The organism is Paenibacillus sp. HJGM_3 (genome assembly GCF_045062745.1).
Classification (GTDB): Bacteria; Bacillota; Bacilli; order Paenibacillales; family NBRC-103111; genus Paenibacillus_AA.
On record NZ_JBJGED010000042.1, the window covers coordinates 1 to 25992 of the forward strand.

Annotated in this window: 19 protein-coding genes; 4 read left to right on the plus strand and 15 right to left on the minus strand. The window is 59.2% G+C overall.

Annotated elements, in window-relative coordinates:
• Positions 1-288: 288 nt before the first annotated feature.
• The gene (locus ACI5FR_RS30970; protein ID WP_405461712.1) at positions 289-1830 is read right to left on the minus strand and encodes a fumarate hydratase; all 1542 of its coding nucleotides are present in this window, start codon (positions 1828-1830) and stop codon (positions 289-291) included.
• A gap of 140 nt (positions 1831-1970) precedes the next feature.
• On the opposite strand from ACI5FR_RS30970, the gene ACI5FR_RS30975 reads away from it, so the two are divergent.
• On the plus strand, positions 1971-2831 hold the full coding sequence (locus ACI5FR_RS30975) for a polysaccharide deacetylase family protein (protein WP_405461714.1): 861 nt from the start codon (positions 1971-1973) through the stop codon (positions 2829-2831).
• A 36-nt stretch (positions 2832-2867) separates the two neighbouring features.
• Positions 2868-3479 carry a 5'-deoxynucleotidase gene (yfbR, locus tag ACI5FR_RS30980; protein WP_405461716.1) on the plus strand — a complete coding sequence of 204 codons (612 nt, stop codon included), beginning with the start codon at positions 2868-2870 and terminating at the stop codon, positions 3477-3479.
• Between the two features lie 390 nt (positions 3480-3869).
• Here the strand turns inward: yfbR and ACI5FR_RS30985 are convergent, their stop codons facing one another.
• The 9 genes from ACI5FR_RS30985 to ACI5FR_RS31025 all read right to left on the minus strand — a co-directional run bounded on the left by ACI5FR_RS30985 (position 3870) and on the right by ACI5FR_RS31025 (position 14813).
• On the minus strand, positions 3870-4271 hold the full coding sequence (locus tag ACI5FR_RS30985; protein ID WP_405461718.1) for a hypothetical protein: 402 nt from the start codon (positions 4269-4271) through the stop codon (positions 3870-3872).
• 262 nt (positions 4272-4533) lie between these two features.
• The gene (locus tag ACI5FR_RS30990; RefSeq protein WP_405461720.1) at positions 4534-5262 is read right to left on the minus strand and encodes a glycerophosphodiester phosphodiesterase; all 729 of its coding nucleotides are present in this window, start codon (positions 5260-5262) and stop codon (positions 4534-4536) included.
• A gap of 16 nt (positions 5263-5278) precedes the next feature.
• Positions 5279-6424, minus strand: coding sequence for a Gfo/Idh/MocA family protein (locus ACI5FR_RS30995; RefSeq protein ID WP_405461722.1), 1146 nt, complete (start codon positions 6422-6424; stop codon positions 5279-5281).
• Positions 6424-8781 carry a DUF4091 domain-containing protein gene (locus ACI5FR_RS31000; RefSeq protein ID WP_405461724.1) on the minus strand — a complete coding sequence of 786 codons (2358 nt, stop codon included), beginning with the start codon at positions 8779-8781 and terminating at the stop codon, positions 6424-6426. Before ACI5FR_RS31000 ends, ACI5FR_RS30995 begins: the two co-directional genes overlap by 1 nt.
• Positions 8782-8863: 82 nt before the next feature.
• Positions 8864-10477 (minus strand): type 2 periplasmic-binding domain-containing protein, encoded by a 1614-nt coding sequence (locus ACI5FR_RS31005; protein WP_405461726.1) that lies wholly within the window; start codon positions 10475-10477, stop codon positions 8864-8866.
• A 50-nt stretch (positions 10478-10527) separates the two neighbouring features.
• Positions 10528-11409, minus strand: coding sequence for a carbohydrate ABC transporter permease (locus ACI5FR_RS31010; RefSeq protein ID WP_405461728.1), 882 nt, complete (start codon positions 11407-11409; stop codon positions 10528-10530).
• Positions 11410-11424: 15 nt separating this feature from the next.
• Positions 11425-12390, minus strand: a complete 966-nt coding sequence (locus ACI5FR_RS31015; RefSeq protein ID WP_405461730.1) for an ABC transporter permease — start codon at positions 12388-12390, stop codon at positions 11425-11427.
• A gap of 27 nt (positions 12391-12417) precedes the next feature.
• Positions 12418-13596 carry a Gfo/Idh/MocA family protein gene (locus ACI5FR_RS31020; RefSeq protein WP_405461732.1) on the minus strand — a complete coding sequence of 393 codons (1179 nt, stop codon included), beginning with the start codon at positions 13594-13596 and terminating at the stop codon, positions 12418-12420.
• Positions 13597-13733: 137 nt separating this feature from the next.
• Complete coding sequence (locus ACI5FR_RS31025; protein WP_405461734.1) at positions 13734-14813, minus strand: LacI family DNA-binding transcriptional regulator; 1080 nt, start codon at positions 14811-14813, stop codon at positions 13734-13736.
• Positions 14814-15134: 321 nt separating this feature from the next.
• On the opposite strand from ACI5FR_RS31025, the gene ACI5FR_RS31030 reads away from it, so the two are divergent.
• Complete coding sequence (locus tag ACI5FR_RS31030) at positions 15135-18296, plus strand: lamin tail domain-containing protein (RefSeq protein ID WP_405461736.1); 3162 nt, start codon at positions 15135-15137, stop codon at positions 18294-18296.
• Positions 18297-18351: 55 nt separating this feature from the next.
• On the opposite strand, the gene ACI5FR_RS31035 is transcribed toward ACI5FR_RS31030, so the two are convergent.
• The 4 genes from ACI5FR_RS31035 to ACI5FR_RS31050 are packed head-to-tail and all read right to left on the minus strand — an operon-like array spanning position 18352 to position 22665.
• On the minus strand, positions 18352-19146 hold the full coding sequence (locus tag ACI5FR_RS31035) for an HAD family hydrolase (protein ID WP_405461738.1): 795 nt from the start codon (positions 19144-19146) through the stop codon (positions 18352-18354).
• Positions 19143-20765, minus strand: a complete 1623-nt coding sequence (locus tag ACI5FR_RS31040) for a type 2 periplasmic-binding domain-containing protein (protein WP_405461740.1) — start codon at positions 20763-20765, stop codon at positions 19143-19145. Before ACI5FR_RS31040 ends, ACI5FR_RS31035 begins: the two co-directional genes overlap by 4 nt.
• A 51-nt stretch (positions 20766-20816) precedes the next feature.
• Positions 20817-21698: a carbohydrate ABC transporter permease gene (locus ACI5FR_RS31045; protein ID WP_405461742.1), complete on the minus strand. Its 882-nt coding sequence runs from the start codon at positions 21696-21698 to the stop codon at positions 20817-20819.
• Positions 21699-21711: 13 nt separating this feature from the next.
• Positions 21712-22665, minus strand: a complete 954-nt coding sequence (locus tag ACI5FR_RS31050) for an ABC transporter permease (protein WP_405461744.1) — start codon at positions 22663-22665, stop codon at positions 21712-21714.
• 201 nt (positions 22666-22866) lie between these two features.
• Between ACI5FR_RS31050 and ACI5FR_RS31055 the strand changes: the two genes are divergently transcribed.
• Complete coding sequence (locus ACI5FR_RS31055) at positions 22867-24150, plus strand: MFS transporter (RefSeq protein WP_405461746.1); 1284 nt, start codon at positions 22867-22869, stop codon at positions 24148-24150.
• A 66-nt stretch (positions 24151-24216) separates the two neighbouring features.
• Here the strand turns inward: ACI5FR_RS31055 and ACI5FR_RS31060 are convergent, their stop codons facing one another.
• Entirely contained in the window at positions 24217-25944 is a 1728-nt protein-coding gene (locus ACI5FR_RS31060) for a right-handed parallel beta-helix repeat-containing protein (RefSeq protein WP_405461748.1), read from the minus strand.
• Positions 25945-25992 lie beyond the last annotated feature (48 nt).

Below are 25992 nucleotides of genomic sequence, written 5' to 3' on the forward strand. Positions count from 1 at the left end.
ACCGATTATTGCTTCCCTTCAGCTAGCCTATCGAGGGCATTTCCACTTTTAATCTTGCGCTACCTAAGTAGTAACGGTGGGCTTTACAATTAACAGAAGTTAGCCTTACAAATCGGCGAAAATCGCCAAAATGGCGTGAAAATAGTTAGGGTACCGTTCTTAATTGTAAACTTCGGTTTACAGTCGTTTGATTAAGATAGCCCGACACTGCCCCCACCAGGGGAGCCAACCATTATTAAAAGACCTCCGGAATCGATCATTCCGGAGGTCTTACCCGACTTAACGCTCTTACTTGAACACGGGCTCCTTGAACGCCGCCAGCTTCTCGAGCGAATTCTTCTCGACGTCCGCGTGCAAGCTGTTGCCATGCGAATCCATCGTGACGATCGCCGCGAAGCCTTCAACCTCGAGGTGCCACATCGCTTCCGGAATGCCGAACTCCATGAAGTCGACGCCGTTTACTTTCTTGATGCATTCGGCATAATATTGGGCGGCACCGCCAATGGCGTTCAAGTAGACAGCTCCGTGCTCGCCGAGCGCCTCGAGCGTCTTCGGCCCCATGCCGCCCTTGCCGATGACGGCGCGGATGCCGAACTTCTTGATGATGTCGCCTTGGTAAGGCTCCTCCCGGATGCTCGTCGTCGGGCCGGCGGCCTTCACTTGCCATTCCCCGTTCGCATCCTTGCCCATGACCGGACCGCAGTGGTAAATAATGTGCCCGTTCAGGTCTATCGGCGCGTCGTGCTCCATGAGGTGATGGTGGATCGCGTCGCGTCCCGTATGCATCGCGCCGTTGATGACGACGACGTCGCCTACGCGCAGCTGGCGAATCTGCTCCTCGGTGATCGGCGCCGTGAGGACGATTTCCTTGCGCTCCTCGCTCGCTGCCACCTGCGGTTCAGCCGATTGAGCTTCGGTCATTGGGACGCCCTTGCCGTCTTCATAGATCCACTCCTGGATCTCTCCCGTCTCGGCGTTCAGCAGCACGCCTTGACGACGGAACGCCCAGCAGTTGTACGCGACGGAGACGAAGAAGCTTGCCGGCAATCGGTTCATGACGCCGATCTTGCAGCCGAGCAGCGTGACCTGGCCGCCGAAGCCCATCGTGCCGATGCCGAGCTTGTTGGCGTTCTCGAGCACGTACTCCTCGAGCTGGCGCAAGTCGTCGTTCGGGTTCACGTCGTCGACGCTGCGGAACAGCTGCTGCTTCGCCAGATCGTAGCCGCTGGTGCGGTCGCCGCCGATGCCGACGCCGATGAAGCCGGCGCTGCAGCCTTGCCCCTGCGCCTGATAGACGGCATGCATGATGCACTTGCGGATGCCGTCGAGGTCGCGGCCGGCCTTGCCCAAGCCCTCGAGGTTCGTCGGCAGGCTGTACTGGATGTTCTTGTTCTCGCAGCCGCCGCCCTTCAGGATGAGGCGCACGTCAATCGTGTCCTTCTCCCACTGCTCGAAGTGGATGACCGGCGTGCCTGGGCCGAGGTTGTCCCCGCTGTTCGCACCGGTCAAGGAATCGACCGAGTTCGGCCGCAGCTTCGTATCCTTCGTCGCCTGGCGAACCGCTTCGAGAATGCTCTTCTTCATTTCAATCTGGTTTGCGCCGACCGGACAATGTATAATGAAGGTCGGCATGCCCGTATCCTGGCAGATCGGCGAGACGTTGCATTCCGCCATCGTGATGTTCTCCGCGATCGTCGAGAGCGACAGCGCCGCGCGCGTGCCGGCGTCCTCCTGAGCTTGCGCTTGCTGGATTTTGCGGCGCACATCCGCAGGCAGATTCGTAGACGTTTCCACGATCAGCCGGTATACACTTTCTTGAAAATGATTCATGATGAGGCCAGTCTCCTTTTGGGGCAATATGGAATAATAAGAATCGTTATAAGTCAATCTCTACTAGCATCATACCAGATTTGCCCGAGTTTTTCATGGCAGGTTTGTGGCCGTACTAGATGATGAGCGGAAGGTGCCTTATGCTTCGTACGATACTGAACGGATTCATCCTTGTCGTAATCGGGATGTCTTTGCTCTTGCCGCAGGTCGGTGTGGCACGGGACGGCATCTACTATCGCGACCAGGTCGCCGTGCTGATGTACCATCACGTGAGCGATACGGATGAGAGCTCCAGCACGATTACGACCGACCTGTTTCGCAGCCAGTTGACCTATCTTCGGGACAAAGGCTATACATTCATCACGCCGGAGGAGCTGCACGGGTTCCTGGAAGGCGGAGCGGTGCCGCCGAATGCGGTGCTCGTGACGTTCGACGACGGCTATGCGAGCTTCTACGAGCATGCATATCCGATTCTGGAGCAGCTCCAAGTACCGGCCGTCAACTTCCTCATCACCGAGACGCTCGATCATCCGGACTACAATCCGTACATCGGGGCGATTCCGTTCATGTCCCGCGAGCAAGTGCGCGACATGACGCACAAGACCAGCTGGGTGAAGGCGGCGTGCCATACGAACGGCAACCACAACAAGCAGGACGGCAAAGCGTATCTCACGAACCGGCTCTCGATCAATAATGTAGTGGAAACCGAGCAGCAATACGAGGAGCGCATTTTGTGGGATACCCAAGCGTGTCTGCAGGAAGTGAGCGCCCTGACGGACGAAATGACGATCGACCTCGCCTATCCGTTCGGCATCTCTACTGAGAAAGCGCGTGAGCTCCTCCAGCAGTGCGGGGTGAAGTTCGCCTATACGATTACGCCGCAGATGACGACGCGCTCAACCGACCCGATGCGGATTCCGCGCATCAACGGGGGGAGCCCGGACGTGTCCCCCGAGCTGCTGCATCAGACGATTGTGCGGCGGGTTGTGAAGTCGCCTTAGGTATCCAAACTTATCGCCGAGAGGGGGACGGGTCGCATGGAAAGCCATTTTTACGCCTACTTGTACCGGCTACGCTACATCGAGCGCTGGAGCCTCATGCGGAATGTGCTCAAAGAAAACGTCGCCGAGCATACGTTCCAGGTGGCGCTGCTGACGCATGCGCTCTGCACGATCGCCAATACGGTATACGGGCACAACGTGCCGACCGATTCCATCGTGACGCGGGCGCTGTTCCACGACGTAACCGAGGTGTTCACGGGCGACATTCCGACGCCGGTGAAGCATCACAACAAACAAATCTTGCACAATTTCCGCGAAATCGAAGACATCGCCGCCTCCCGCCTGCTGAACATGGTGCCGGAGAAGCTGAAGCCGACCTACACGTCCCTCATCGGAGAGCACGGAAAGCATACGGAGCTGACGCCAGAGCAGCTGGAGCAGAAAAAATACATTAAAGCGGCCGACCTGCTGGACGCGTACTTGAAGTGCGTAACGGAGCTGTCGGCGGGGAATCGGGAATTCTCGATGGCCAAAAAACAAATCGAGCAGTCCATCGAGCAGATGAACATGCCTGAGCTGGCGTACTTCCTCGAGCACATGGCTCCGAGCTTCGAGAAGACGCTCGACGAGCTGTCGGAGGATGTGTGAACATGAGAGTTAGTCGATTGTACCGACTAACTCCCCTCACACCGATGGGAAACGGACCGAATTAACGCGAAAAGGAGACTGTCGATTGATTGTGGATGGCTCATCGAACCGATCCAAACGCGCTCTAGTTTGATTTCACGAACTTACAGAAGGCTAGATATCATTTGGAGGAGCTCTAATTCGATTTCGCCGAATTGGAGCGCACGTTTGAACACGGACCCTGGAATCCCGCCATTTAGTTAGGCAAGATCGAACTGCATCGAGCAGACTTCCCAAAACACCGACTCTAATTGGGCAAAATCGAATTACACCTCATTTGGATCCACGATATACAGGAAAAGAGCCTCCTTCATCCGAGGATGAAGGAGGCTCTTGGCGTCCAACCTTGCGCTAAGCGAACCAAGTGGGATTGTACATCAGAATGACGAGCATGATGAACGCCACCGCCGCCACGATACTGAACGTGCGCAGCTTCCGCACGGACTCGGCCGTGCCAGAGTTGCCGGCCTTCAGCCGCTTGAGCGGCCCGCCCATCATGCCGGCCATCGCGAACATGACGAGAATGATGACGACCGCCGCTACCATCCATGTAGTCGACATGCCGGCGCGGCTAACCATATACCCGCCGGTCAGGAAGCTGAGGATCAGAACATATTGGCCAATCCGGTTCAACCGGTGCAGGCCGGCGGCCGTATCCGGCTTCGCCGCGCCTCCGGCGAGGAAGGGCAGGACCACATAAAAAATCAATAAAATCGCGGAAATCACGTGAATCCACTTAAACGCATCGTACATCGCGGTGTAAGCCCCCTGTCCATGTTAGGTTTCAACACTTGTAGTATATCGGAAAAAGGGGTTTGGCACAAATTGGCGCAAGGGTTCAAAACGTGTGGGCCATGGACTGCGGTGCGAGTCCGGCAGATGTACCCTGTGCGTTCAGCGCGCGTCCGGCGGATGGTTCCTGCGCATTCAGCGCGAGTTCCGCACGGATCCACCGCGAGTTTCCCGCGCATTCAACCCGTGTACCGCGTACGTTCATCGCATGCTCCGCCTGTATTCAGCGCCCGAGCAGCTCATGCAGCCGCCCGGGAAAGTCGGTGATAATCCCCGACACTCCGACGTCGATCAGCTCCTGCATCCGTTCTGCCCCATTCACCGTCCACGGGTACACTTGTAGTCCAAGCTCCTTCGCCTGCGCCATGTACGCGGCATTGACGAACCGGTGGTGCGGATGCAGAGAATATAGCTCAGCGCCGAACGAAGCAGCGATCACCGACGGCAGCTCGTCGACCTGATCGTATAAATACCCGATCTGTACGCGCGGCTCCACCTCTTTCAAAGCGACCAAGATCTCCTTGTGGAAGGAGGAGACGAACACGCGGTCGAACAGCGACTCCGCCGCAAGGTACGCGGCGAATGTCCGCAGATGCGCCGGCTCGCTGCTCTTGATCTCGACGTTCACCGCCACCTCGGGCGGGACGGCCGCGAACACCTCCTCCAGGAACGGCAGCCGTTCGCCCGCGAACGCTCGTTCCGTCCCGTACCAGCTGCCGGCGTCCGCCGCCCGCAGCTGGTCGGAGGCGAGCTCGCGGATCGCCCCGGAGCGGTCGGTCGTGCGGTCGATCGTCGCATCGTGGCAGACGATCATCCGTCCGTCCGCCGAGAAGTGCACGTCCAGCTCGATCGCACCGCTGCCCTGCTCCACCGCGAGGCGGAACGAGCCGAGCGTATTCTCCGGAGCCATACCCGCCGCCCCCCGGTGTCCGATAATCAACAAACCTTCCATTGTCGTAATCTCCTCTCTATGCCCACTCCACAGGCAAAAACCGATTCTCGGCCGAGGATTGCTTCGCCTTCAGGCACAGAAGCGCGCTGATCAGCCCGTCCTGCAGAGACGCACGGGAAGCCGCCTCGTCCCGAACCATCGAGACGAAATGCTCAGCGAGCGCCCGATCCCCTCCGAAATGCGGCTCCCGGGCGGCGCCGACCGTGAAGGTCTCCACAACCGGCGAGTGGTGCAGCATCAGCTTGATCGTATCGGATTCCCATTCGAACTCGATCGTGCCCTTATACCCCATGAGCCGGATGCTGCGGTTGCCGGCTGCGCGGCGGACGAAGAAATTTTGCGAATACGACACATGCATTCCGCTCGCGTAACGGATTAACAAGCTGCCCGAATCCTCGTTGCCGGTGTCCACCGCGTAGCAGCAGCTCTCCCCCGGCAGCTCGCTGTCCGGACAAGCCGCTCTGTCGGCGCAGTCTTCACAGCGCAGGCCGGCCGGCCGCGTACCGCGGAAGATCTGTTTGGACCCCATGGCACACACCATAACCGGCTGCTGCCCAAGCAAGTAATTAATGACGTCGAGATCATGCGTCGCCTTCTGCAGGAACAGCCCGCCCGTCTCTGCCTCATCGCGGTACCAGCGCTTGAAGTAGACGGAGCCGTAGGCGATGTTCGTCACCGCCTGCACGTGTTCGACCGTGCCAATCACGCCGCTGTCGACGAGCTGCTTCACCAACGCCGCCATCGGCGTCATCCGCAGCGGGAACGACACGAGCACGCGGTGCCCGCCGTACGTATCGGCACCCGCCTTCAGCTGCAGCAGGTCGGGCAGCGTCGTCGCCACCGGCTTTTCCAAGAAGAGCGGCAGCCCGGTCGGCAGCGCCTGCAGCGCCAGCGCGGCATGGCTCGAGCAGCGGCTGCCGATCAGAATCGCGTCGAGAGCCCCGGCCTCGGCGGCCAGCATCTCCTCCGCGCGGCTGTACCAGCGCGTGCCTTCCCGCACGCCTTGCTCCCCGAGAGCAAGGCGGATGTCCGCCTGCCGCGGGTCAGCGACCGCGGTGAGCGTACAGGCCGGGTCCGCCCGACGAAGGGCGCCGAGCATGACGCCCATCCGCCGGCCCAGGCCGATGATGCCTAGTCTTAGTTGCGAACCGCGATCGCCCATTATAACGCCATGCTGTCCGCAGGCTCATTGGACAACAGCCGGAAGTTGTCGAGGTATAGCGTCTTCGGAGCAGTCTGCTGCCACATCCAAATCTCAATGCCCTTGATCTGCGTAAGGTCCAGATTCACTTGCTTCAGCGGGATCGTGATCGTCTCGCCCTGGTTCGCCCGCACGTACTGCATGAACGTATCGTCGGTCTTGCCGTTCGTCCCGTGGAACTTTACGTAGAATTGCACGGTCTCGCCCACGTTGAACACGTCGAACTGCAGCGCCTGGAAACGGGACCAGTCCGGGCTGCGGAATGCCTTGCCCGCATCGAACAGACGGATGTTCGGGAATTTCACCCCAGCTTTGTACGTAGCCTGCATCGAATGCGAGCCGCTGGTCACATGGTCGTTCGACAGAGCCAGTGTGACGGTAGAGGACGTCCACTTCTTCACAGCGGCATCGCTCTCGGCGTCATTCAGCTCCACCGGGTACGTCACGGCCGCTTCCTTCACCGCGAGCGTCCGGTGGATCGTCTTCGTCTGCCCGTCCTTCGAGACGACGATGTCGACCTCGTGCAAGCCCGGCTGCAGCGGCAGCACGACGGCATGCTTGGCATAGCCCGCGCCCGATTCGGCCACCGGCGCCAGCTGCCCGTTCACGGTCACCGTGGAGCCCGGCTCGGTGTACACGGCTACCTCACGGCTCCCCGGAGCCGGCTTCCCGATAGCGGTCAGTGCTGTCAGGCCGCTCGACATCGAGACGATCTCGTTCGCCACTTCCCCGCGCACCTGCAGCAATTGCACCGGATCTTCCTTATAATCGCGGATATGGTCGTACAGCCGCTCGTAGAAAGGCTGGATCGCATCCTTCACCTCGAACGACGAACCTGCGAGACCGAGCTTTGCAGCGGCCTCCGTGATGCGCTGCTCCAGCTGCCACAAGTACTCGTAGTCTTCCGCACCCTCGCGCAGCGTCTCCATGCGGATCGTGCCGACCGGTCCGTCGATGCCGAGCGCCGTGCCGGGGTAGAACAAGTAGCCGTCCCCGTTCGCGCCGGGGAACGCCATCGGGTCGTTCCACACATCCCGAGCGATGTATTCTTTGCCATTCCACTTCTTGAAGATCGTCGTCGACCAGAACAGAGTCCCCTGCACGCCGTTGTCGCGCTGCATCCACGACAAGAGCCGCGTCCCGACGAGATCGTCGTCGAGATGGTAAGACGGGAACGGATGCTTCGGCACGACACACGTGTACCACCAAACTTCATCGCCGGCCGCTTGCCGCTCTTGGGCAAAGACGGGGTCATATTTGTCGATCTCCGCTGTCCAGATATCGACGTCGCCGACGAGCTCATCGACCGGCTGGATCGTGACCAGGCTAGGCACATCCGGCGCGACGCGGCTCAGAATGTCCTTGTAGTTCCGCACATCACCATACTTGGCAGGCCCAGGCTCGTCGACTAAGTAGAAGAAAGCTTTGGCCAGCAGCCCCTTCTCCCGCAGCAGATCGACCAGCTGCTTCGTCTTCGCTTCATCGACATTGCCGGAAGCGTCCCTATATAGCTGCAGCCGATAAGCGGACACCTTCGGATTCGTGATGTACGGCTCCGCCCGGCGCACGAACTCGTTCACGTCGGTGAACGGCACCGGCAAGTAGCTCGGAGTCAACCGCTCTTCCACCGAAGCCCAGTAGTACTTGTCGAGCAGCGACCAGAACTCTTCTCCGGCCACATTGTTATGGGCAGCCGCCACTTGGTCCCCCCACAGCGTGAACGCCGTCTTCGCATGGCTCTCGTCGGTCAGCTCGAAATCCCAGACCGTGAACTCGATCGGCACGCGAACCGGATTCCCGGTCTCATGCAGCCAGATCTCCCCTGTGTATGTACCGGCCGGCTGGCCCTTCGGCACCTGCACCTTGATCCAGATGCCCTGATTGTCCCCGGCGGCCACCTTCAGCAGTTCGTCTTCATGCAGCGGGATGAGCGCGTCCGGGTACCAGCCCTTGGGATAAGCGGCCGTCGTCGATGTCGTCACTTGAATATAATGCTGCTTGAACAGCTGAATATGGCCGCGGTCGATCTTCGCATTGCCGTTCGTCAGTTTCAAGTCGCTTATTTGCACCTCAAGCTGTTGCAGCCCGGCGTCACCGGCTTTCACAATCACTTGCGCGGCTTCGTACTCGTTGCGGGCGGCGGCCATGCGCACGCTATGGGACCCGTCGGGCGGGAACGCTTGGTCCCGCAACACCTTCTGCGTATTCGTCGGCACCCAGACGTCGAACGCCGGGGTCGTCTTGGCGGAGGCGGAAGGAAGCACCATGACATTCAAAAGCACCAGTAGCGTAAGAGCGATTGCAGCGAATCGTTTCACTCGTAAACACCCTCCCCGTCATATTGAGGACTCAGGGCCGCGAAGCACATCCCGCATCGCAGCCCTGGTCGCGAGCATAACCTTACTTCGCTTTGCTATACCGTTCGTAAGCGGCGGTATAAATCTTCATGTAGTCGTCGAGTCCGATCTTCTTCAGGTTGGCGATGTATTTGTCCCAATCGGAGAGCGGCACATCGCCCGTGATGAACTTCGTCGTCATTTCACTCACATAGTTGTTGATGTCGGTATTGAGCGGCGTGAAGCGCACGAGCTCATCCTGCGTGTACGTGAACGCCGGCCAAACTTCCTTCGGCCAGTACGGCTCGACCTTCTTGGCGCCCTCGATGCTAATCGCGTCGGCTTCGCCGCCCTTGAATGTCTTCGAGGTAAGCATGCCCGGGTAATAGCCGCCCGCCCACGAAACGAATTTGGATGCATCCTTCTTGTATTCGTCGGTGTATTGCAGCGTGCCGTCCGGCAGTTCCTTGTAGCTCAAGTCCTTGACACCCATGAAGAACAGCTTGCTGCCTTCTTCGCTGAAGAAGTAGTCCATCCATCGGACGGTCGCTTCCGGGTACTTGTTCTTCTTCGTGATGACGAAAGCGCCGGTATCGATCAGCGGGGAACGGGCCCGCGAGAATACTTGGTCGCCGTTCGGTCCTTTCAATGCAGGAGCCCCAACGAAATTCTTAATGCTAACCCCGGAAATCGCCTGCGGACTGTTCGTCTCCGAAGCGCCGACAACGCCTTCGCCCAGCTTCACGTTCACTTCCGTGCCCGGAATCGTAAGAATGTTGTTAATGAACAGCCCTTCCTTGTTCAGCTTGTTCAAGTATTCCAGCAAGTCCTTGTACTTCGGATCGGCCGGGATGAACCGCAGCTTGCCCGACGGGTCCATGTCGACGCGGCTGTGCATGTTGCCCCGGTTACCCAGGCCCCATGCGCCCTTCAGCTCATCGAGCAGCGAGCCGTAGCCGCTCGCGGCGTATGGAATTTCGTCGGCCTTGCCGTTCTTGTTCGGGTCCTGCGTCTTGACGGCTTTTAAGTATTGGTAGAATTCTTCCGTCGTAGAAGGCTCCTTCATGCCGAGGGCGTCGAGGAAGCTCTTGTTGTACCACAGCTTGGTTCCGATAATGACGGACTTGAAATCCGGATCGTAAAACGTCGGCATCGAATAAATTTTGCCGTCCGGCATCGTGAGCCCGCGCTTCACTTCCGGGTACTTCTCGAGCAGCTTCTTGAAGTTCGGCGCGTACTTGTCGATCAGATCGTTCAGCGGGATGAAGATGCCTTGTGCCCCATAGTTCGCCACGTCGATGCTGGACAAGCGGGCCGTGTGGAACGCATCCGGGTAATCGCCGCCTGACAGTACCAGATTGCGCTTTTCGGTCAAGCTCTCTACCGGCGTCAGCTGGAAGTCGACGCTGATGTTCGTCATCTTCTCATACTCTTTCCAGACGGGCAGCTCGTTCCAGTTCGGCGGGGCGGACGCCGCTTTGCCCGCGAAGAACGTCAGCTTGATCGGATCCTTCACGATCGGGAAGCCCGTTACATTGACTCCGTTAGACGAGGCCGCCTTGTCCGGCGATTTGGTCGGCTCGGACGTAGTACCGCCTTCCTCTTTGCCGCAGCCGGCCACAAGACCCGCTGTCATGACCCCGGTCAGCAGCACCGCAGTCCATTTGTTAACCTTCATCGTTTCATGACCTCCAATGAATGAATAGGATTTCTATTGCGAACAAGGGGTTATCCCTTGATGGCGCCGACCATAATGCCTTTGACAAAATACTTTTGCAGGAACGGGTACAGTAGCAGCACCGGCAAATTCGCTACGATGACGATGGCGTACTTGATCGCCTCCGCCTCCATCAGATGCTTTTGCAGCGACAAGTCCATGCTGCTCGTCATCTGGTCGGTCTGCGACTTGATGAGAATTTCCCGCAGGAACAGCTGAAGCGGGTACAGATGGCGGTCGTTCAAATAGATGAGGGCGTTGAAATAGGCATTCCAATGGCCAACGCTGTAAAACAGCACCATGACGGCGATGATCGGTGTGGACAACGGCAGAACGATCCGAACGAGCGTCTGGATGTTCGAGGATCCGTCGATCGCGGCCGATTCCTGGATTTCATTCGGTATGCTCGTCTGGAAGAAAGTGCGCATGATGATGACGTTCCACACCGACACCGCGCCCGGCACGATAAGCGCCCACATCGTATTGATCATGTGGAGCTTCTTCACGAGCAGATACGTGGGAATGAGCCCGCCGCTGAAGAACATCGTGAATACGATAAGCGCCATGACCACATTACGGCCGGCCAAGTCTTTGCGGGACAAAGGGTAAGCCCCCATCACCGTCATCACCAGATTGAGCGCCGTGCCTACGACCGTGTAGAGGATCGTGTTGCCGTAGCCGGTCAAAATTTCTTTGTTATCGAAAATCAGCTTGTAGCCGGTGAACGAAAGCTGCTTGGGCCAGAGCCACACTTCCCCTTTGATCACGGCGATGGCGTCGCTCACGGATGCGCTCGCTACGAAGATGAGCGGATACAGCACGATGATCGTAACCGCGATGAGCAGAGCATAGATGATCGCGCCGACGGTGCGGTCTCCTAACGTTTCTTTCACTTGGGTCGCTCTCCTTTACCACAGACTGGTGTCGTTCAGCTTCCGGGCGATCTGGTTCACCGTGACGAGCAGGACGAAGTTGACGACGGAATTGAACAGGCCGACGGCCGCCGAGAAGCTGTACTGCGAGCCCAGAATCCCGCTCGTATACACGTACGTGGCGATGACCTCCGAGCTTTCCTTGTTCAGATCGTTCTGCATCAAGTAGATCTTCTCGAAGCCGACGCCCATAATATGGCCGACGTTCAGGATGAGCAGAATGACGACCGTAGGCAGAATGCCCGGCAGGTTGATGTGCCAGATGCGCTGCAGCCGGCTCGCCCCGTCGACCCGCGCCGCTTCGTGCAACGTAGGATCGATGCCCGCCAATGCGGCCAAGTAGATGATGGAGCTCCAGCCCATGTTCTGCCACACGCCGGAAAAGACGTAGATCGTCTTGAACCAGGCCGGATCGGTCATGAACTTGATCGGTTCGCCGCCGAACCAAGTGATGATGTGGTTCACCATCCCGGTCTGCGGGTTGAGGAACATCAGGATGAGCCCGACCATGACGACGGTGGACAGGAAGTGCGGCGCGTACGTGATGGTCTGCACGAACCGCTTGAACCAGACGTGCCGAACCTCGTTGATCATAAGCGCCAGCAGGAGCGGAATCGGGAAGCCGACGATCAGGGAATACAGGCTGATGCCGAGCGTGTTCTTGATCAGTCGCCAGAAGTAGAAGCCTTTGAAGAATCGTTCGAAATGGTCGAAGCCGATCCAGGAGCTTCCCCAGATGCCTTTCGCGGCGACGAAGTTTTTGAAGGCGATCTGGACCCCGTACATCGGAAAATATTCGAATATCAGGAAGTAAGCGACGACGGGCGCGAGCAGCAAATACAAATCCCAATTTTTGCGGAACGATCTGCGCAGGACGTCCCACTTGGTCAGACTTCGACCGGCTGCTCGTTTGGCTGCGGGCGATGCCGATGGGTTGTTCAAAGAAAGGCCCCTCTCTTTACAGTAAAATTAGTGCTGGCCGACCTTGTGAATGGAGCTAGCTAGCATCCAGGGCTCGGGCTTCTGCAAGACAATCGGCTGGCCGCCAGACCGCATCGATTCCGCCGCCGCGCAGCCGACCGCTACGCTCATGCGGCCGGCGATCGGAGGCGCGATCGGTTCCTTGCCGTGCAGGATGACGTCGAGGAAATCGTTGCAGATCTTCGGATCGGCTCCGTTATGCGTGCCCTCCGACGCCTTGATCTCGTAAATCCGGTCGGACAGATCGCGCCATGTTCCCGAGCGCCGGGACTTCAAATACACCCGGTTCTCCGTCTCGGAATTCTCGATCCGGCCTTCCGTGCCGATGATCGTGTAGTTGCGCTGATAGTCCGGCGTGAAATGGCATTGCATATAAGTCGCCTTCACCCCGCGGTCGAGCTCCATCAGGACGGTGCTGTTGTCCTCGACATCGACCTCCCGGCGGAAGGCGCACTTCACGAGCGGGCCTGAGCGGAATTCGGGGCAGGTGGCTCTCTCGTCGCATGTCGGGCACGTCAAGTCGTTCGGTTTGTCGCCGCCGAAGTAGTCAAGAGCGCCAAACGCCGCCACCTTGCGCGTATATTGACCTGTCAGCCAATGGATGATGTCGAAGTCGTGCGATGCCTTCTGCAGCAGGAGCGACGTCGTGTTGCGGGAATTCGCGTGCCAGCTGTGATAGTAGTAATCGCTTCCAAGACCGACGAAGTGCCGCACCCACACTGCCTTCACTTCCCCGATCTCGCCGGCGTCGATGATCTCCTTCATCGTGCGGTACATGTTCATGTAGCGCATGTTGAAGCCGATCATGAAATGCTTGCCCGATTCGCGCCAAGCCTCCAAAATCCGGTCGCAGCCTTCCACCGTGATGTGGAGCGGCTTCTCGCAATACACATGCTTGCCGGCCCGCAGAGCGGCGACGGCGTGCTCCTCGTGGCAATGGTCCGGGGACGTGATGACGACGGCGTCGATGTCCGGCCGCGCCAGCATCTCCCGATAATCCAGTGTCGTGTAGGCGTCTGGATTGATGCGCTCGCGGAATTTATCGAGCCGGACCGGATCGATGTCAGCTCCCGCCACGACGACCGACCGGCCCTCGGGCTGATGCCAATAACGGACGACCCCCGATCTCCAGCCTAGGCCGATAACTCCGATTCGAATAGGTTCCATGTTAGTTCTCCTCTCATGCTGCAGATGTTGCAAGCGCTCAGGGTAGTTTGGGCCCAAATATTTGGTTAGAGGGCAAAAAAAGAGGCAAGATGTGCGTGCGGCAAGTTGTGCAGCCTCTTGGCGATTCGTACATCATGCTAAGGACGCTGATACTCGGACGATTGCCGGACGATCAGGTCGTACGGCATCATCAGCTTGAAGGGCAGCGGGTTCGTGCCGTTCATTTCGTCGACGAGCACCTTCGCCGCCATGATGCCGATCTCGGTCTTCGGAATATGGACGCTCGACAGCGGCGGTGTCGTGAATTGCGCCATCTCGATGTTGTCCAGCCCGACGAAGGCGACATCCTGCGGGATGCGCAGGCCGTGCTCGGACGCGGCGCGCATGGCGGCGATCGCCATCATGTCGCTCGCGGCGAACATAGCCGTCGGTCGCTCGCCCTCCGGCCGGTCGAACAGCGCGGACACCTGCATGTAGCTCTCGTTCACATCCCAGCCGGTATTCACGACCCATTCCGGCTGCACGGGCAAGTTCGACTCCAGCATCCCGTATTGGTAGCCGCGGTACCGCTTCTCGCGGGAGAGCTCCCCGGTCAGTCCCGGGCCGCCGATGAAGCCGATCCGGCGGTGCCCCTTCTCGACCAAGTGCCGCACCGCAGACTTCGCCGCCTCCACCCGGTCGTAGGAGATGACCGGGACGGTCGGGTCGGAGATGTCGATGCCTACGACGGCGGGCACGACCTGCTTGACGCATTCGTACAGCTCGGGCCGTATCCCCTCCACGATCAGCATGCCCTTAAGGTCCCGCTCCTCCGCCATCCTGCGGATCGCCGCCTCGTTCTGAATGTCGTCCATCGCAGACAAGTAGGCGAGCGAGCACCCGAGTTCGGTCAGCTTCTTCTCGATGCCTTCCAGAATCGGGGAAAAGTAAGGATGGTTGTACTTGTTCTGGGGAACCGAGACGATGCAGCCCACTTGCCGCATCGCAGTCGCCCCCTCCGGAGTCTTCCCGGCATTTCTGCCGTTTCTTGCGGCCATTAAATCCGCCGCGTGCAGCTCCGGATGATCCGGCATTACATACCCGATTTCTTTGGCCGCTTGGCGGATTCTCATCTTCGTCTCGGGGCTGATATGCCGTCTTGAATCGTTATTCATGACGCGCGAGACGGTCGAGATCGACACGCCTACATGCTGCGCGATATCTTTTAGGGTTGGCAATGTAGTGACGTCTCCTTTACCCAAATTTTCCCCCAAACAATTCCGGTCATAGCGTAATCTTAGCAAGCGTTTTGCCCAAATGTCAAAGCTTTTTTTGTTAATTTTGCGTAAATTTTTGGGGCCAATTCACAAATAAATTTTCATGCAATTTGTTTTGACATCCTTACAGGCTGCGTGTTACATTTGCTTGTGGATGCGGCTTTTTCCCGGGATTAGCCCTTCTGCCTTGAATAATAGATTTGGGCCCAAAGAAATATCGACCTATTTCTATAAAACAGCATAGACCCGCAGACGATCCCCTACTTGGAGAGGAGCGTTCTTATGACCTTCCCCGCGCGGACAACCCGCTGGTTGCTCTCGCTCATCGCGGCCCTCGGTCTTACCTGTATCCCGCTGCCTGCACTGCCCGGGCCCGTCACCGTTCATGCTTCTTCAATCGTTCCCGCCCTCACGATCACCGAGATCCTGGCGAATTCCAATGGCGACGGCACCTCGATCGCCGATGCCTATGAGTACGTCGAGCTCAAGAACAACACCGCCTCCAGCATTGATTTGGCCAACTATAAATTCATTTTCTGGTGGACCCCTACCCAATTCGTTACATGGAATATGACGGCGAGCCAGACTATTCCGGCCGGCGGTGTCCGTGTCGTCTGGATTAAGAACACGGATGCGCAAGGCAAGACGCTCGCCAATTTCAACAGCCACTACGGCACGAGCTTCACAAGCTCCACCTTGTATACTCTGGACTTGGGCGCGAACGGCGGGCTCGGCAACAGCGGCGTCAAGAAGCTGATTGTGGCCACGGATACCGGAACCGAAATCTGTATCGCTAAGTATAACGACCGCATCTACAATAGCACGACCTTGACCGAAGACGCCTCCGTCGAGAATAGCAGCATCGTCTACGAATACCCCGATTATCTCGTAGACGGCAACATAACGATGCGTATGATCGACTCCAACCAGAAGCCGACCCCCGGCACGATTCCGGCTCCTCCCTCCATCTGGATCACGGAGCTGCTGCCTAACCCTTCCACCGCCTCCGGCGACAACAATGACGCCTACGAGTTCATCGAGCTGTACAACAATACCGCTGCCGCGATCGATCTGGCCGGCTACACGGTTCGCTACTATTGGGACTACGCCAATCCGGCCAATTATACGGACTGGAACCTCACGGCCAGCAAGAACATCCCGGCGTACGGCCGGATGGCCGTCTGGCTGCGCGGGACGCAGAGCAGCGGGAAGACGGCCGCCGATTTCGCCGACCACTACAACTTGCCGTCCACCTACTTCACGTCAGCCCAGCTGTACGAGGTTACGCTGACGAGCGCGCAAGGGATGGGCAATGGCGGCAGGAAGTCGGTCGAATTGCGCACCGACGGCGGCACGGCCATCGTCTCGGCCACATATAACGACGGCACGGCCGACAATGCCAACACCACCGTTGACACGACACAGGACACGAGCATCGTGTACGGAGCTCCGGTCGACGGGACGAAGGAGATGCGCAAGCTCGCCAGCACCCAGTATCCGACGCCCGGCAGCAAGTACAATTGGTTCGGCGGCCAGATGCATGCGCATACGACGTATTCGGACGGCGTAGAGAGCGGAACCCCGCCTACCGCCAACGTGCCGCAGTACGCCTATGCCGCAGCCAAGGCGCAGGGCGACTTCTTCGGCTTGTCCGACCATGCCGAGCAGATCGACGACGGCGATCCGACCGTGACGAACGGTGAATGGGCGGACATCCGGCTGCAGGCGGACACGGCCACCGAGAACTACAAGTTCTCCGGCTTCCCGGGCTGGGAAATCACGTACAACACGACGACCGCCATCTGGGGGCATGTCAACGTGTTCAACACGACTTGGTTCGCAGACCGCTGGGACACGATTGACGGGCGTCAGTACAACCTGCACGATCTGTGGGACGATCTGGCCGGCACCCCGGAAGCGATCGCGCAGTTCAACCATCCAGACTATTACTGGGGCGACTTCGAGGATTTCGCCTATTACAACCAGGCGGCCGACGATCAGACCGTCCTGCTCGAAGTGAACGAGGACGTGCAGAACGGCGAGAAATTCGCCAGCTACATCCGGGCGCTCGACCGGGGCTGGCATGTGGCGCCTGCCTGGAACGGCGATAATCATACGGAGAACTGGATGGCGGACGACAACCGGACGATCGTGCTCGCCGAGACGAACACCCGCGACTCGATCCTGGACGCCCTAAGGGCGCGCCGAGCGTACAATTCGTATGGCGACCGGGATATCAAGCTGATGTTCGAAATCAATGGGCAGCCGATGGGCTCCCGATTGACGAATCCCGGCTCCGCCTTGAATGTCTCGGTCATGGCCGCCAACACCACCGTCGATCCGATCTCGAAGATTACGCTGTACGGCCCCGGAGGCCAAGTGATCGGCTCCCAAACGTACAGTTCGCGTATGGCGCACTACACGGCGTCGATCCCTCCGCAGTACGCTTATTACTTCGTCAAGGTCGAGCAGACCGACGGCGACTGGGCGCTGTCGGCGCCGATCTGGGTCTCCGACGCGCCGCCGATGGAGCTTACGATGAGCACCCAAGCTACAGCTGCAGCGGGCGTACCGGTGCAGGTCAATGCGAGCGTGAAAAATACGACGGGAAGCACGCTCTCGAACGTGCTGGTGGAGTTCTACAAGGACGACTACAATACGCCGGCCGACAACTATAGCAACCCGAACAAAGTGGGGGAGGTGACTTTGTCATCGATCGCAGCGGGCGCCGCATCGACCGCCTCGTCCACATGGGCACCGGCGGGAGGGGCCGGCACTTATCGCCTTCTCGTCCGCGCGACGGCGACCGTGGGCGGAATCTCCAAGTCCGTCCTTAGCGGCATTCACTTGCCCGAGCTGTATATTACCGAGATTGTGGGCAATTCTCCCGGCAACACGGGCGTCGACAACGGTTTCGGCGACTACTATGACGAGGATTACGACTTCGTGGAGATTTACAACAATTCCAAAAACGACGTCAATCTGAAAAACTACAAGCTGCAGGACACGTATACGGCCCCTTACGACATAGCCGTCGACTTCATCATCCCTGCCAAGTCGGCGAAGGTCGTCTGGATCAAAAAGAAGAACAGCACCAAGACGCTCGCGAACTTCAATGCCGCATACGGTACGAGCTTCGCGGCGGGCGACGTGCTGCAGCTGCAGTCATCCGATGTGAACAGCGGACTGCGGTTCGGCGGCACGACCTGGGTCGATCTGGTGCAGGACGCCGACGGCAAGCGGATCTTCCGCGCGAAGTACAACGTCGGGACCGATGTACGTGAGACGCATGGTCCGGTAGGCACACACGGTACGGACCCGTCGGTAGACGGCAAGGCGCTCAAGTACAAGTATCCCGTCGACGGGTCGCTCTATCTGCAGAAGATCGGGTCCAATGTAACGTCGACTCCGGGTACTGTGTCCGCCGACCAATTGGCGCCTTGATCGGTATGGAAAAGGACCGTCCCGCAGCCGCTGCGGGGCGGTCCTTCCTCTATGGCTATATGACGCCCCAGCCCTGCGCATCCGCCAACCGGCGGAACGCCTCGATTACGCCGTCCGAGCATGGCGCTTCACCGACGAAGCCGCCCATGCGCTCGACCCTCGCCCGCACCTCCGGGTGCGCATTGACCGGGCTGACCGCATGGATCGCGACGTCGGGCTCCATCATGCTAAGATCCATGAGCTCGTCTCCGGCGACTACGAGTTCGGCCGGGGTCAGCCCGGTCAAACGCAGCAGCTCCTTTACAGGCGTGCCCTTGCGCAGGAAAGCCGGGTGCGCGTAGAACCGCTTCTCCTCGGCGAGCCGCTCGATCCGCAGCCCCTCATACCGGGCCGCCTGCTCCCCGATATAGTCGAGCATCCGCTCGACATCCACGTCCTGCACGGTCATGGAGTACCAATAGCCGTTGAACCCGGTGAGAACCGGATCGAAGCGGCTCGCCACATCGCGCATGAGCGGATGCAGCTCCGCCCGGACGACCTCCGCCAGCCGCGCCTCCATTGTGCCCGTATACGGCTGCAGCTTGACCAGCTCGCCATCCCTCCACACGGCCAAGTACAAGCCGGATCCGCCGATCACATAGGACGGCGGCGTCTTCACCGGGCTCGCGTAGAGCAGGTTCAGCTGAGCGGACAGCTCCCAGGTCGTACAGGTCGCCCAGCCGCATCCCCGCTCGGCGAGCCGGTCCAGGAACGCCGCGAAGCGGTCCGGGATGCGGGAGTACGGCCGATAGCCGCCTCCCAGCGCCGTCCCGTCCAGATCGGTGACGAACAGTTTGGGGAACGTACTCATCCTTTCTTGTACCGTTCGTAAGCCGCTTCATAAATTTTCAAATAGCGGTCCAGGCCCATCTTTTTCAATGTCGCCGCGTAGTTGTCCCACTCGCTGAACGGCACCGTCCCTTTGACGAACTTGGCCATCATCTCGTCGACATACGTGCCCAGGTCGGTCTCCAGTGCCTTGAACTCCGACATCTCCGTCGCCGAATAAGTGAATTCCGGCCACAGCTCCTTCGGGAATGTCGGCTTGATCAGCTCGGACACGCGCATGTTCTCCGGATCGCTCTCGGACGAGATGATATACTTCGGATTGTCCATGCCCGGATACCAGCCTCCGGCCCATGTCACATGCTTGCCGAGCTGGCTGGAATCTTTCTTCAGCGCGTCGACGTAGTCGAACTTGCCGTCCTTCTCGGTGTAGCTCACGTCCTTCACGCCGAGGCGGAACAGCTTGCTGCCCTCGTCGCTATAGAAGTAGTCGACCCAACGCACCGTCTCCGCCGGATACTTGTTCGCCTTCGTAATCGCCATGCCGCCGGTCAGTACCATGAACGAACGGGCACGGGAGAACAGTTTGTCCCCGTTCGGCCCTTTGAGCGTAGGAACGCCCTTCATGCCGGTAATGTTCGGATACGTAAGATTCGGGTTCGTATAGAGCGAGCTGCCGACGACGCCGGGGGTGTAGGCCGCCGTAACATCATTCAGCGTGACGGTGAAAATATCCTTGTAGAACAGTCCCTCCGCATTGAGCTTGTTCAGATATTGCAGCACTTCCTTGTACTTCGGATCGGCCGGGATGTACCGCAGCTTGTTCGTCGCCGGATCGACGTCCACTCTCGGATGCGTGTTGCCGCGCGTACCGAGCCCCCATGCCCCCTTCAGATGGTCGTACAGCATCGTGATGCCGCTCGCCAGGAACGGAATCTCGTCCGCTTTGCCGTTTTTGTTCGGATCCTGCGTTTTAACCGCTTTCAGATAGTTGTAGTAGTCGCCTGTCGTCTCCGGCATCTTCATGCCGAGCGCGTCCAGGAAGCTCTGGTTCACCCACAGCTGCGAGCCGATGATGCTGGACGTATGCTCCGGGTCGAGCAAGGTCGGGAACGAATAGATGCTGCCGTCCGGCATGGTGAGCCCCTTCTTCACCTCCGGGTATTTGTCCAGAATCTTCTTCAGGTTCGGCGCGTACTTGTCGATCAGGTCGTTCAGCTTGATGAAGATGCCTTGGCTCCCGTAGTTCGCCAGATCGACGGAAGACAGCCTCGCGGTGTGGAACGCATCCGGCAGATTGCCGCCCACGAGCGCCAAGTTCCGCTTCTCCGTCAGCGCATCGACCGGCACGAGCTGGAAGTCGACGTCGATGTTCGTCATTTTCTTGTACTCTTTCCATACCGTAGTCTCGTTCCAGTTGCCCAGGTTCGAATTCGACTTGCTGGCGAAGAAAGTCAGCTTGATCGGATACTTCACGATCGGGAATCCCGTCGCGTTCAGGTTCGTGACCGGCTCTTCCTTCTTGCCCGGCGTTGCGGGGGCAGTGGAGGAGGCGGGTGCCTCCTTGCCGCTGCTGCAGGCGACGAGCACCGACATGACCATCGCGGTCGCAAGACTGCTTAAGACGACTTTCCGTTTTTTCATACCTCTTTCAGACCTCCTGAACCTTTGTTTTTTGTCTATTAATGAAGGCGGTTAGCCCTTAATAGCTCCGACCATCATGCCCTTGGTAAAATATTTCTGAAGAAACGGATACAGCATCAGAATCGGCAAATTCGCCACGATGACGGCGGCGTACTTGGCCGTCTCGGCCTTCATCATCTGAGTGACCAGATCCTTGTTCAAATAGGAGATCGAATCGGTCATCGTATCCTGGACGAGCATCTCGCGCAGGAACAGCTGCAGCGGGAATTTGTCCCGGTCGCTCAGGTAGATGAGCGCGCTGAAGTAGGAATTCCAATGGCCGACGCTATAGAACAAGATCATGACCGCGATGATCGGCATCGAGAGCGGCAGGACGATCCGGGTCAGAATCCGGAGCTCCGAGCAGCCGTCCATCTCGGCCGACTCCTGAATCTCTGGCGGGATGCTCGTCTGGAAGAAGGTGCGCATAATGATGATGTTCCACACCGATACCGCCCCGGGGATGATCATCGCCCACATCGTGTTGAGCAGCCCCAGACTTTTGACGAGCAGATAGGTCGGGATGAGGCCCCCGCTGAAAAACATCGTGAACACGAGGAACACCGTAACTGCATTGCGGCCCAGCAGCTGCTTGCGCGACAGCGGATAGGCGGCGAACAGCGTCATCACTACGTTCAGCGCCGTACCCAGTACGGTGTAGAGGATCGTATTGCCATAACCGACGAGCACGTCGTTGTTGGTGAGCACCTTCGCATACCCTTGCAGGTGGAATCCCTTCGGCAGCAACCACACTTCCCCGCGCAGGATGGCGTTCGCATCGCTGACGGAAGCGACCAGGATGAAGACGAGCGGGTACAGCACCAGCAGAACGACGACGGACAGAATGGCGTAAATGATGAGACCAAACACGCGGTCTCCGAGACCTGCTTTCATGAGGATGCCCCTCCTACCATAAGCTCGTTTCGTTCATCCGCTTGGCCAACTGGTTGACCGTTATGAGCAGAATGAAGTTCACGATCGAATTGAACAGCCCAATGGCTGCGGAATAGCTGAACTGCGAGCCGATGATGCCGGTCTTATACACGTAAGTCGAGATGACCTCCGACGCTTCGATGTTGACCGCGTTTTGCATGAGAAACACCTTCTCGAACCCGACGCCCATGATCGTCCCTACGTTCAGGATGAGCAGCACCACGATTGTAGGCATGATGCATGGGATGTTAATATGCAGGATGCGTTTGAACCGGCTCGCCCCATCCACCTTGGCCGCCTCGTGCAGCTGCGGATCGACGCTCGAGAGCGCCGCCAGGTAGATGATCGAGCTCCAGCCCATCTGCTGCCAGACGCCCGAGAACACATACACGCTTTTGAACCAGCCCGGTTCGGTCATGAAGGCGATCGGCTCGATGCCGAACAAGCCCAGGAACTGATTGACGATCCCGCCGTACGGGGACAAGAACAAGAACAGGATGCCGACGAGCACGACGGTGGAGAGGAAATGCGGTGCATACGTAATCGTCTGCGCGAACCGCTTGAACGCCTGATTGCGCACCTCGTTCAGCAGCAGGGCGAGCACGATCGGGATCGGGAACGATACGGCGAGCTCATACAGGCTGATTCCGATCGTGTTGCGCAAGAGCCGCCATAAATAGTAGCTGTCGAAAAATCGCTCGAAATGTGCGAAGCCGACCCATTCGCTGCCGACGATTCCTTTCACGGCCAGGAAATTTTTGAATGCGATCTGCACCCCATACATCGGCACATAGTGGAAAAGGACGAAATACGCAATGACCGGGGCGAGCAAAATGTAAAGCTGCCAATATTTGCGGATCCGCTTGAACGCCGGGGAACGCCGGTGTACGCGGTTGACTGGCCCGGTCTGTCGGACGGTCTGTTCCATGGAGTTGATCGACCCTTTCGTAGATTGGTGGGGATAGGTTCAGTATACGAAGCGTCGGGAACGGGCACATTCCATAAATTAAAGGTCCGGGTTGGAATAAATAAAGAAGTGTACGGCGAGATCAATCGGGAGAATAGGAATCTATTTTTTTCCTGGTTTTGGCACTAGGAAGTTTTCCACCATTTAGGGTAATCTAGGATCATGTCTATTTTTCTGAACGAATGGAAAAGCCAGCTGATGGAGTACAGCCGGAACATTCGCCTGTTCTTCGTCTTCAATCTGGTCTGGAATCTCGGGCTCGGCATGTTCGGGCTCGTCTACAATCTTTATGTGAAAGCGCTAGGCTACGACCAAACGATGGTTGGTCGTCTGGTAGCAGTCACCGCCATCGCCTCGGCGCTCATCCTGATCCCCGCCGGCATCCTGAATGACCGATACGGCCCGAAGCGGCTCGTCGCCATCGGTCTCTTCGGGGCGGTCGCCGCTTACGGGGCCCGCTGCGTGCTCGTCACTGGGCAAGGGCTTATCGTTACGGCGTTCCTCGGCGGGCTGGCGACCGCCGTCGTCTCGGCCACGATCCTCCCGTTCATGGCGAACCATTCCACGCCTCGGCAGCGCGTGCACTTGTTCAGCTTCAATATGGCACTCGTCATGCTCGCGAACGTAATCGGGAATATGCTGGGCGGGGGACTGAGCGATCTGTTCCGGCAAGCGTTCCACTTCTCGGAGGTGGCGGCCTTGCGCACGACGCTGCTCCTCGGGGTGGGGACGGCCGCACTTGGGCTCATCCCGGTGCTGCTCTATACGGGCGATACGGGAGGCCGCGATTCGGACGCCGCTGTGCAGCCTTCGCGTCGTTGGAGCGGGTGGCGGTGGAGCGATTACGATGCGAAGCAGCGGTCGTCGCTCAAGGTTATCGGCCTGTTCGCCGTGCTCGGGCTGCTCTCTTCCACTGCCGGGGGCATGATCATTCCTTACTTGAACGTATATTTCGAAGACCGCTTCGACGTGCCGCATACGACGATCGGCATCGTCGTGTCCCTCGGGCAGGGCGCTACGGCACTTGCCTACCTGCTCGGCCCTTTGATCGCCCGCAAGCTGGGCGAGGCCCGGGCCGTCGTCGTGCTGCAGCTGAGCTCCATCCCGTTTATGCTGTTGACGGCGTACACTTGGAACTTCTACTTGGCGAGCGTCGGCTACTTGTTCCGCCAAGCGCTCATGAATGCCGCCAATCCGTTCTACAATTCCATCAAGATGAAGTACGTGGACCGTTCCATGCGGGGCCTCGCCTCCAGCTCGGGCGAAGCGATGTTCAACCTCGGCTGGTTCCTTGCGGCTCCGGTCAGCACCGGGCTGGTCGCGAACCACGGAGCCTATTACGGGTACGCCTACGCCTTCACGATCACCGCGATCGTGTATACGCTGATTTCGATCTTGTTCTATTATTGCTTCGTAGCGAAAGAACGGTTTCGCGAGGTGGAGTGAGTCGAGGATTATGCCTGCCATAACAAGGGCTGCCCGGAGGTTCAACCTCCGGGCAGCCTTTGTTCCTTACTCTAAAGACACGAGCTCGCCGCGCACCCGGCCATACGGCCGATCGGCCGGGCACTCGTTCCCGCCGATCTCGGCGTCGCCGATGTCGGTCAGCTCGAGCAGCGGCCGCGCGGTGTCCTCGTGCCACGGATAGGCGGCCGAGCGCCGGATCCGGTTGTAGCGGAAGACGAAGCCGTCGACGGAATGGCCGTAGACGATGGCGCCGCCGAACGTGTCGAAGCGGTTATCCTCAATGACGATACGCCGATGGTAATACCCGTCCCGGCGGTGCTGCGGCTCGATCTCCGGGTCGATGTCGATGACCGCCTGCCCCCAGTCCGGGTGGCAGTAGTTGCACGCGCCGAACGTATTGCGGCGGATCGTCACGTCTTCCACCGCTCCGGATTCATACCAGCTGCGCGCGTCGCCCGACAGCTTGATCCCCGCTCCCGGCGCGCTGATGCGGCAGAACTCGACCAGCACCTTGCCCGGGGTCGTGATCAGGAGGCCGCGGGCGCGGTTCGCCCGGACGGTGCAGTACCGGACCGTGAGATCGGCGTTCCACGTCCGATTCTCCACGCTGTCGCCCGGCTGCACCGATGCCGGCAGCGGCTCCGCGAAGCGCAGCAGCGTCTCGCGGGCGCTCAGCGCCACCGCCTCCCGCACGGTGGCGCTCGCCTTGCCCAGCAGCGTCTCGCTGTCGACGACCTGCATGACGTCGCCCGGCACGGCCACCTCGACGCCGATCGTCATCTCGTGCATGAGCCGGACGAGCAGCGTGTCGTCGGAGAGGCGCTCGGCGACTCGGGTGTAGATGCCGTGGACGTTCAGCGGATCGTCCAGCTGATTCTCGAACAGGCAGTGCTCGAGCGTGATCCGGCCCCGGCAGTTCGTGAAGTGCGCCGCGTCGGCCGTCGCGGTCACGATCCGTTCGGAGCTGGGGCGCAGGGCGACACGGAACATATGCAGCCGGATGTCCGTACAGCGCTGGGCGACCAGCCCCATGCCCGGGGCGTGATGCACCGTGACCCGCTCCACCCGCACATCGGAGCCGCCGGTGACGAAGATCCCCGGGTTCTCCCGCCGCCCGAATCGCATCGCGATCAGGCTGCCGACCTTCGGCCGATGGCGGGGGCCGCCGCAGATACGGATCCGGCCCTCGCCCGCCTCCTCCACCCAGAGCTCGGCGAACGCTCCCCAGGAGATGCGGTCGCCGCTCTGATACACATGCGCCTTCGACTCCGGATCGATGTCGTGCAGTCCCCAGACCGGCTCGAGCCGGCCGCCGAACCAAAATCTGACGCGCCCATCCGCCACCGAATACGGAACGTCCGCCTGCAATTGCACGACGAACGAGGCCTCGTCGCTCTCGATGACCGTCCCCTGCTCGTACATCGGACGGTCCCAATCGATCGTGAAGTCCCGCAGCGTGACGCCGTGCGTCTGATCGAGCACGAACGGGATCATAGGGCCTTCGAAGCGGAATTCCGACCCCGCGCCGTCGATCGTGAGCCGTCGGTGGCCCTGCAGGGGGAACGCGATCCGCCGAGTTCCGCCCTGGTCGTGATTCGTAATGTACAGCTGGCGCTCCACCATATTGTCCGGCCGGAAGGAATACGTGCCCGGCGGAAACGACAGCGTGACCTCCGTAAGCTCCCGGCAAGCCTCCAAGGCGAGCAGCACGGGAAGGGTGGCATCGCTGTCCTCCCCGGGCTTCAATCCGAATTGTTCCATATGTAGGTTCATCAAGGGCTCCTCCTGCTCGTTCTCCGAACGCTTCGCCCCCGCCGGCAT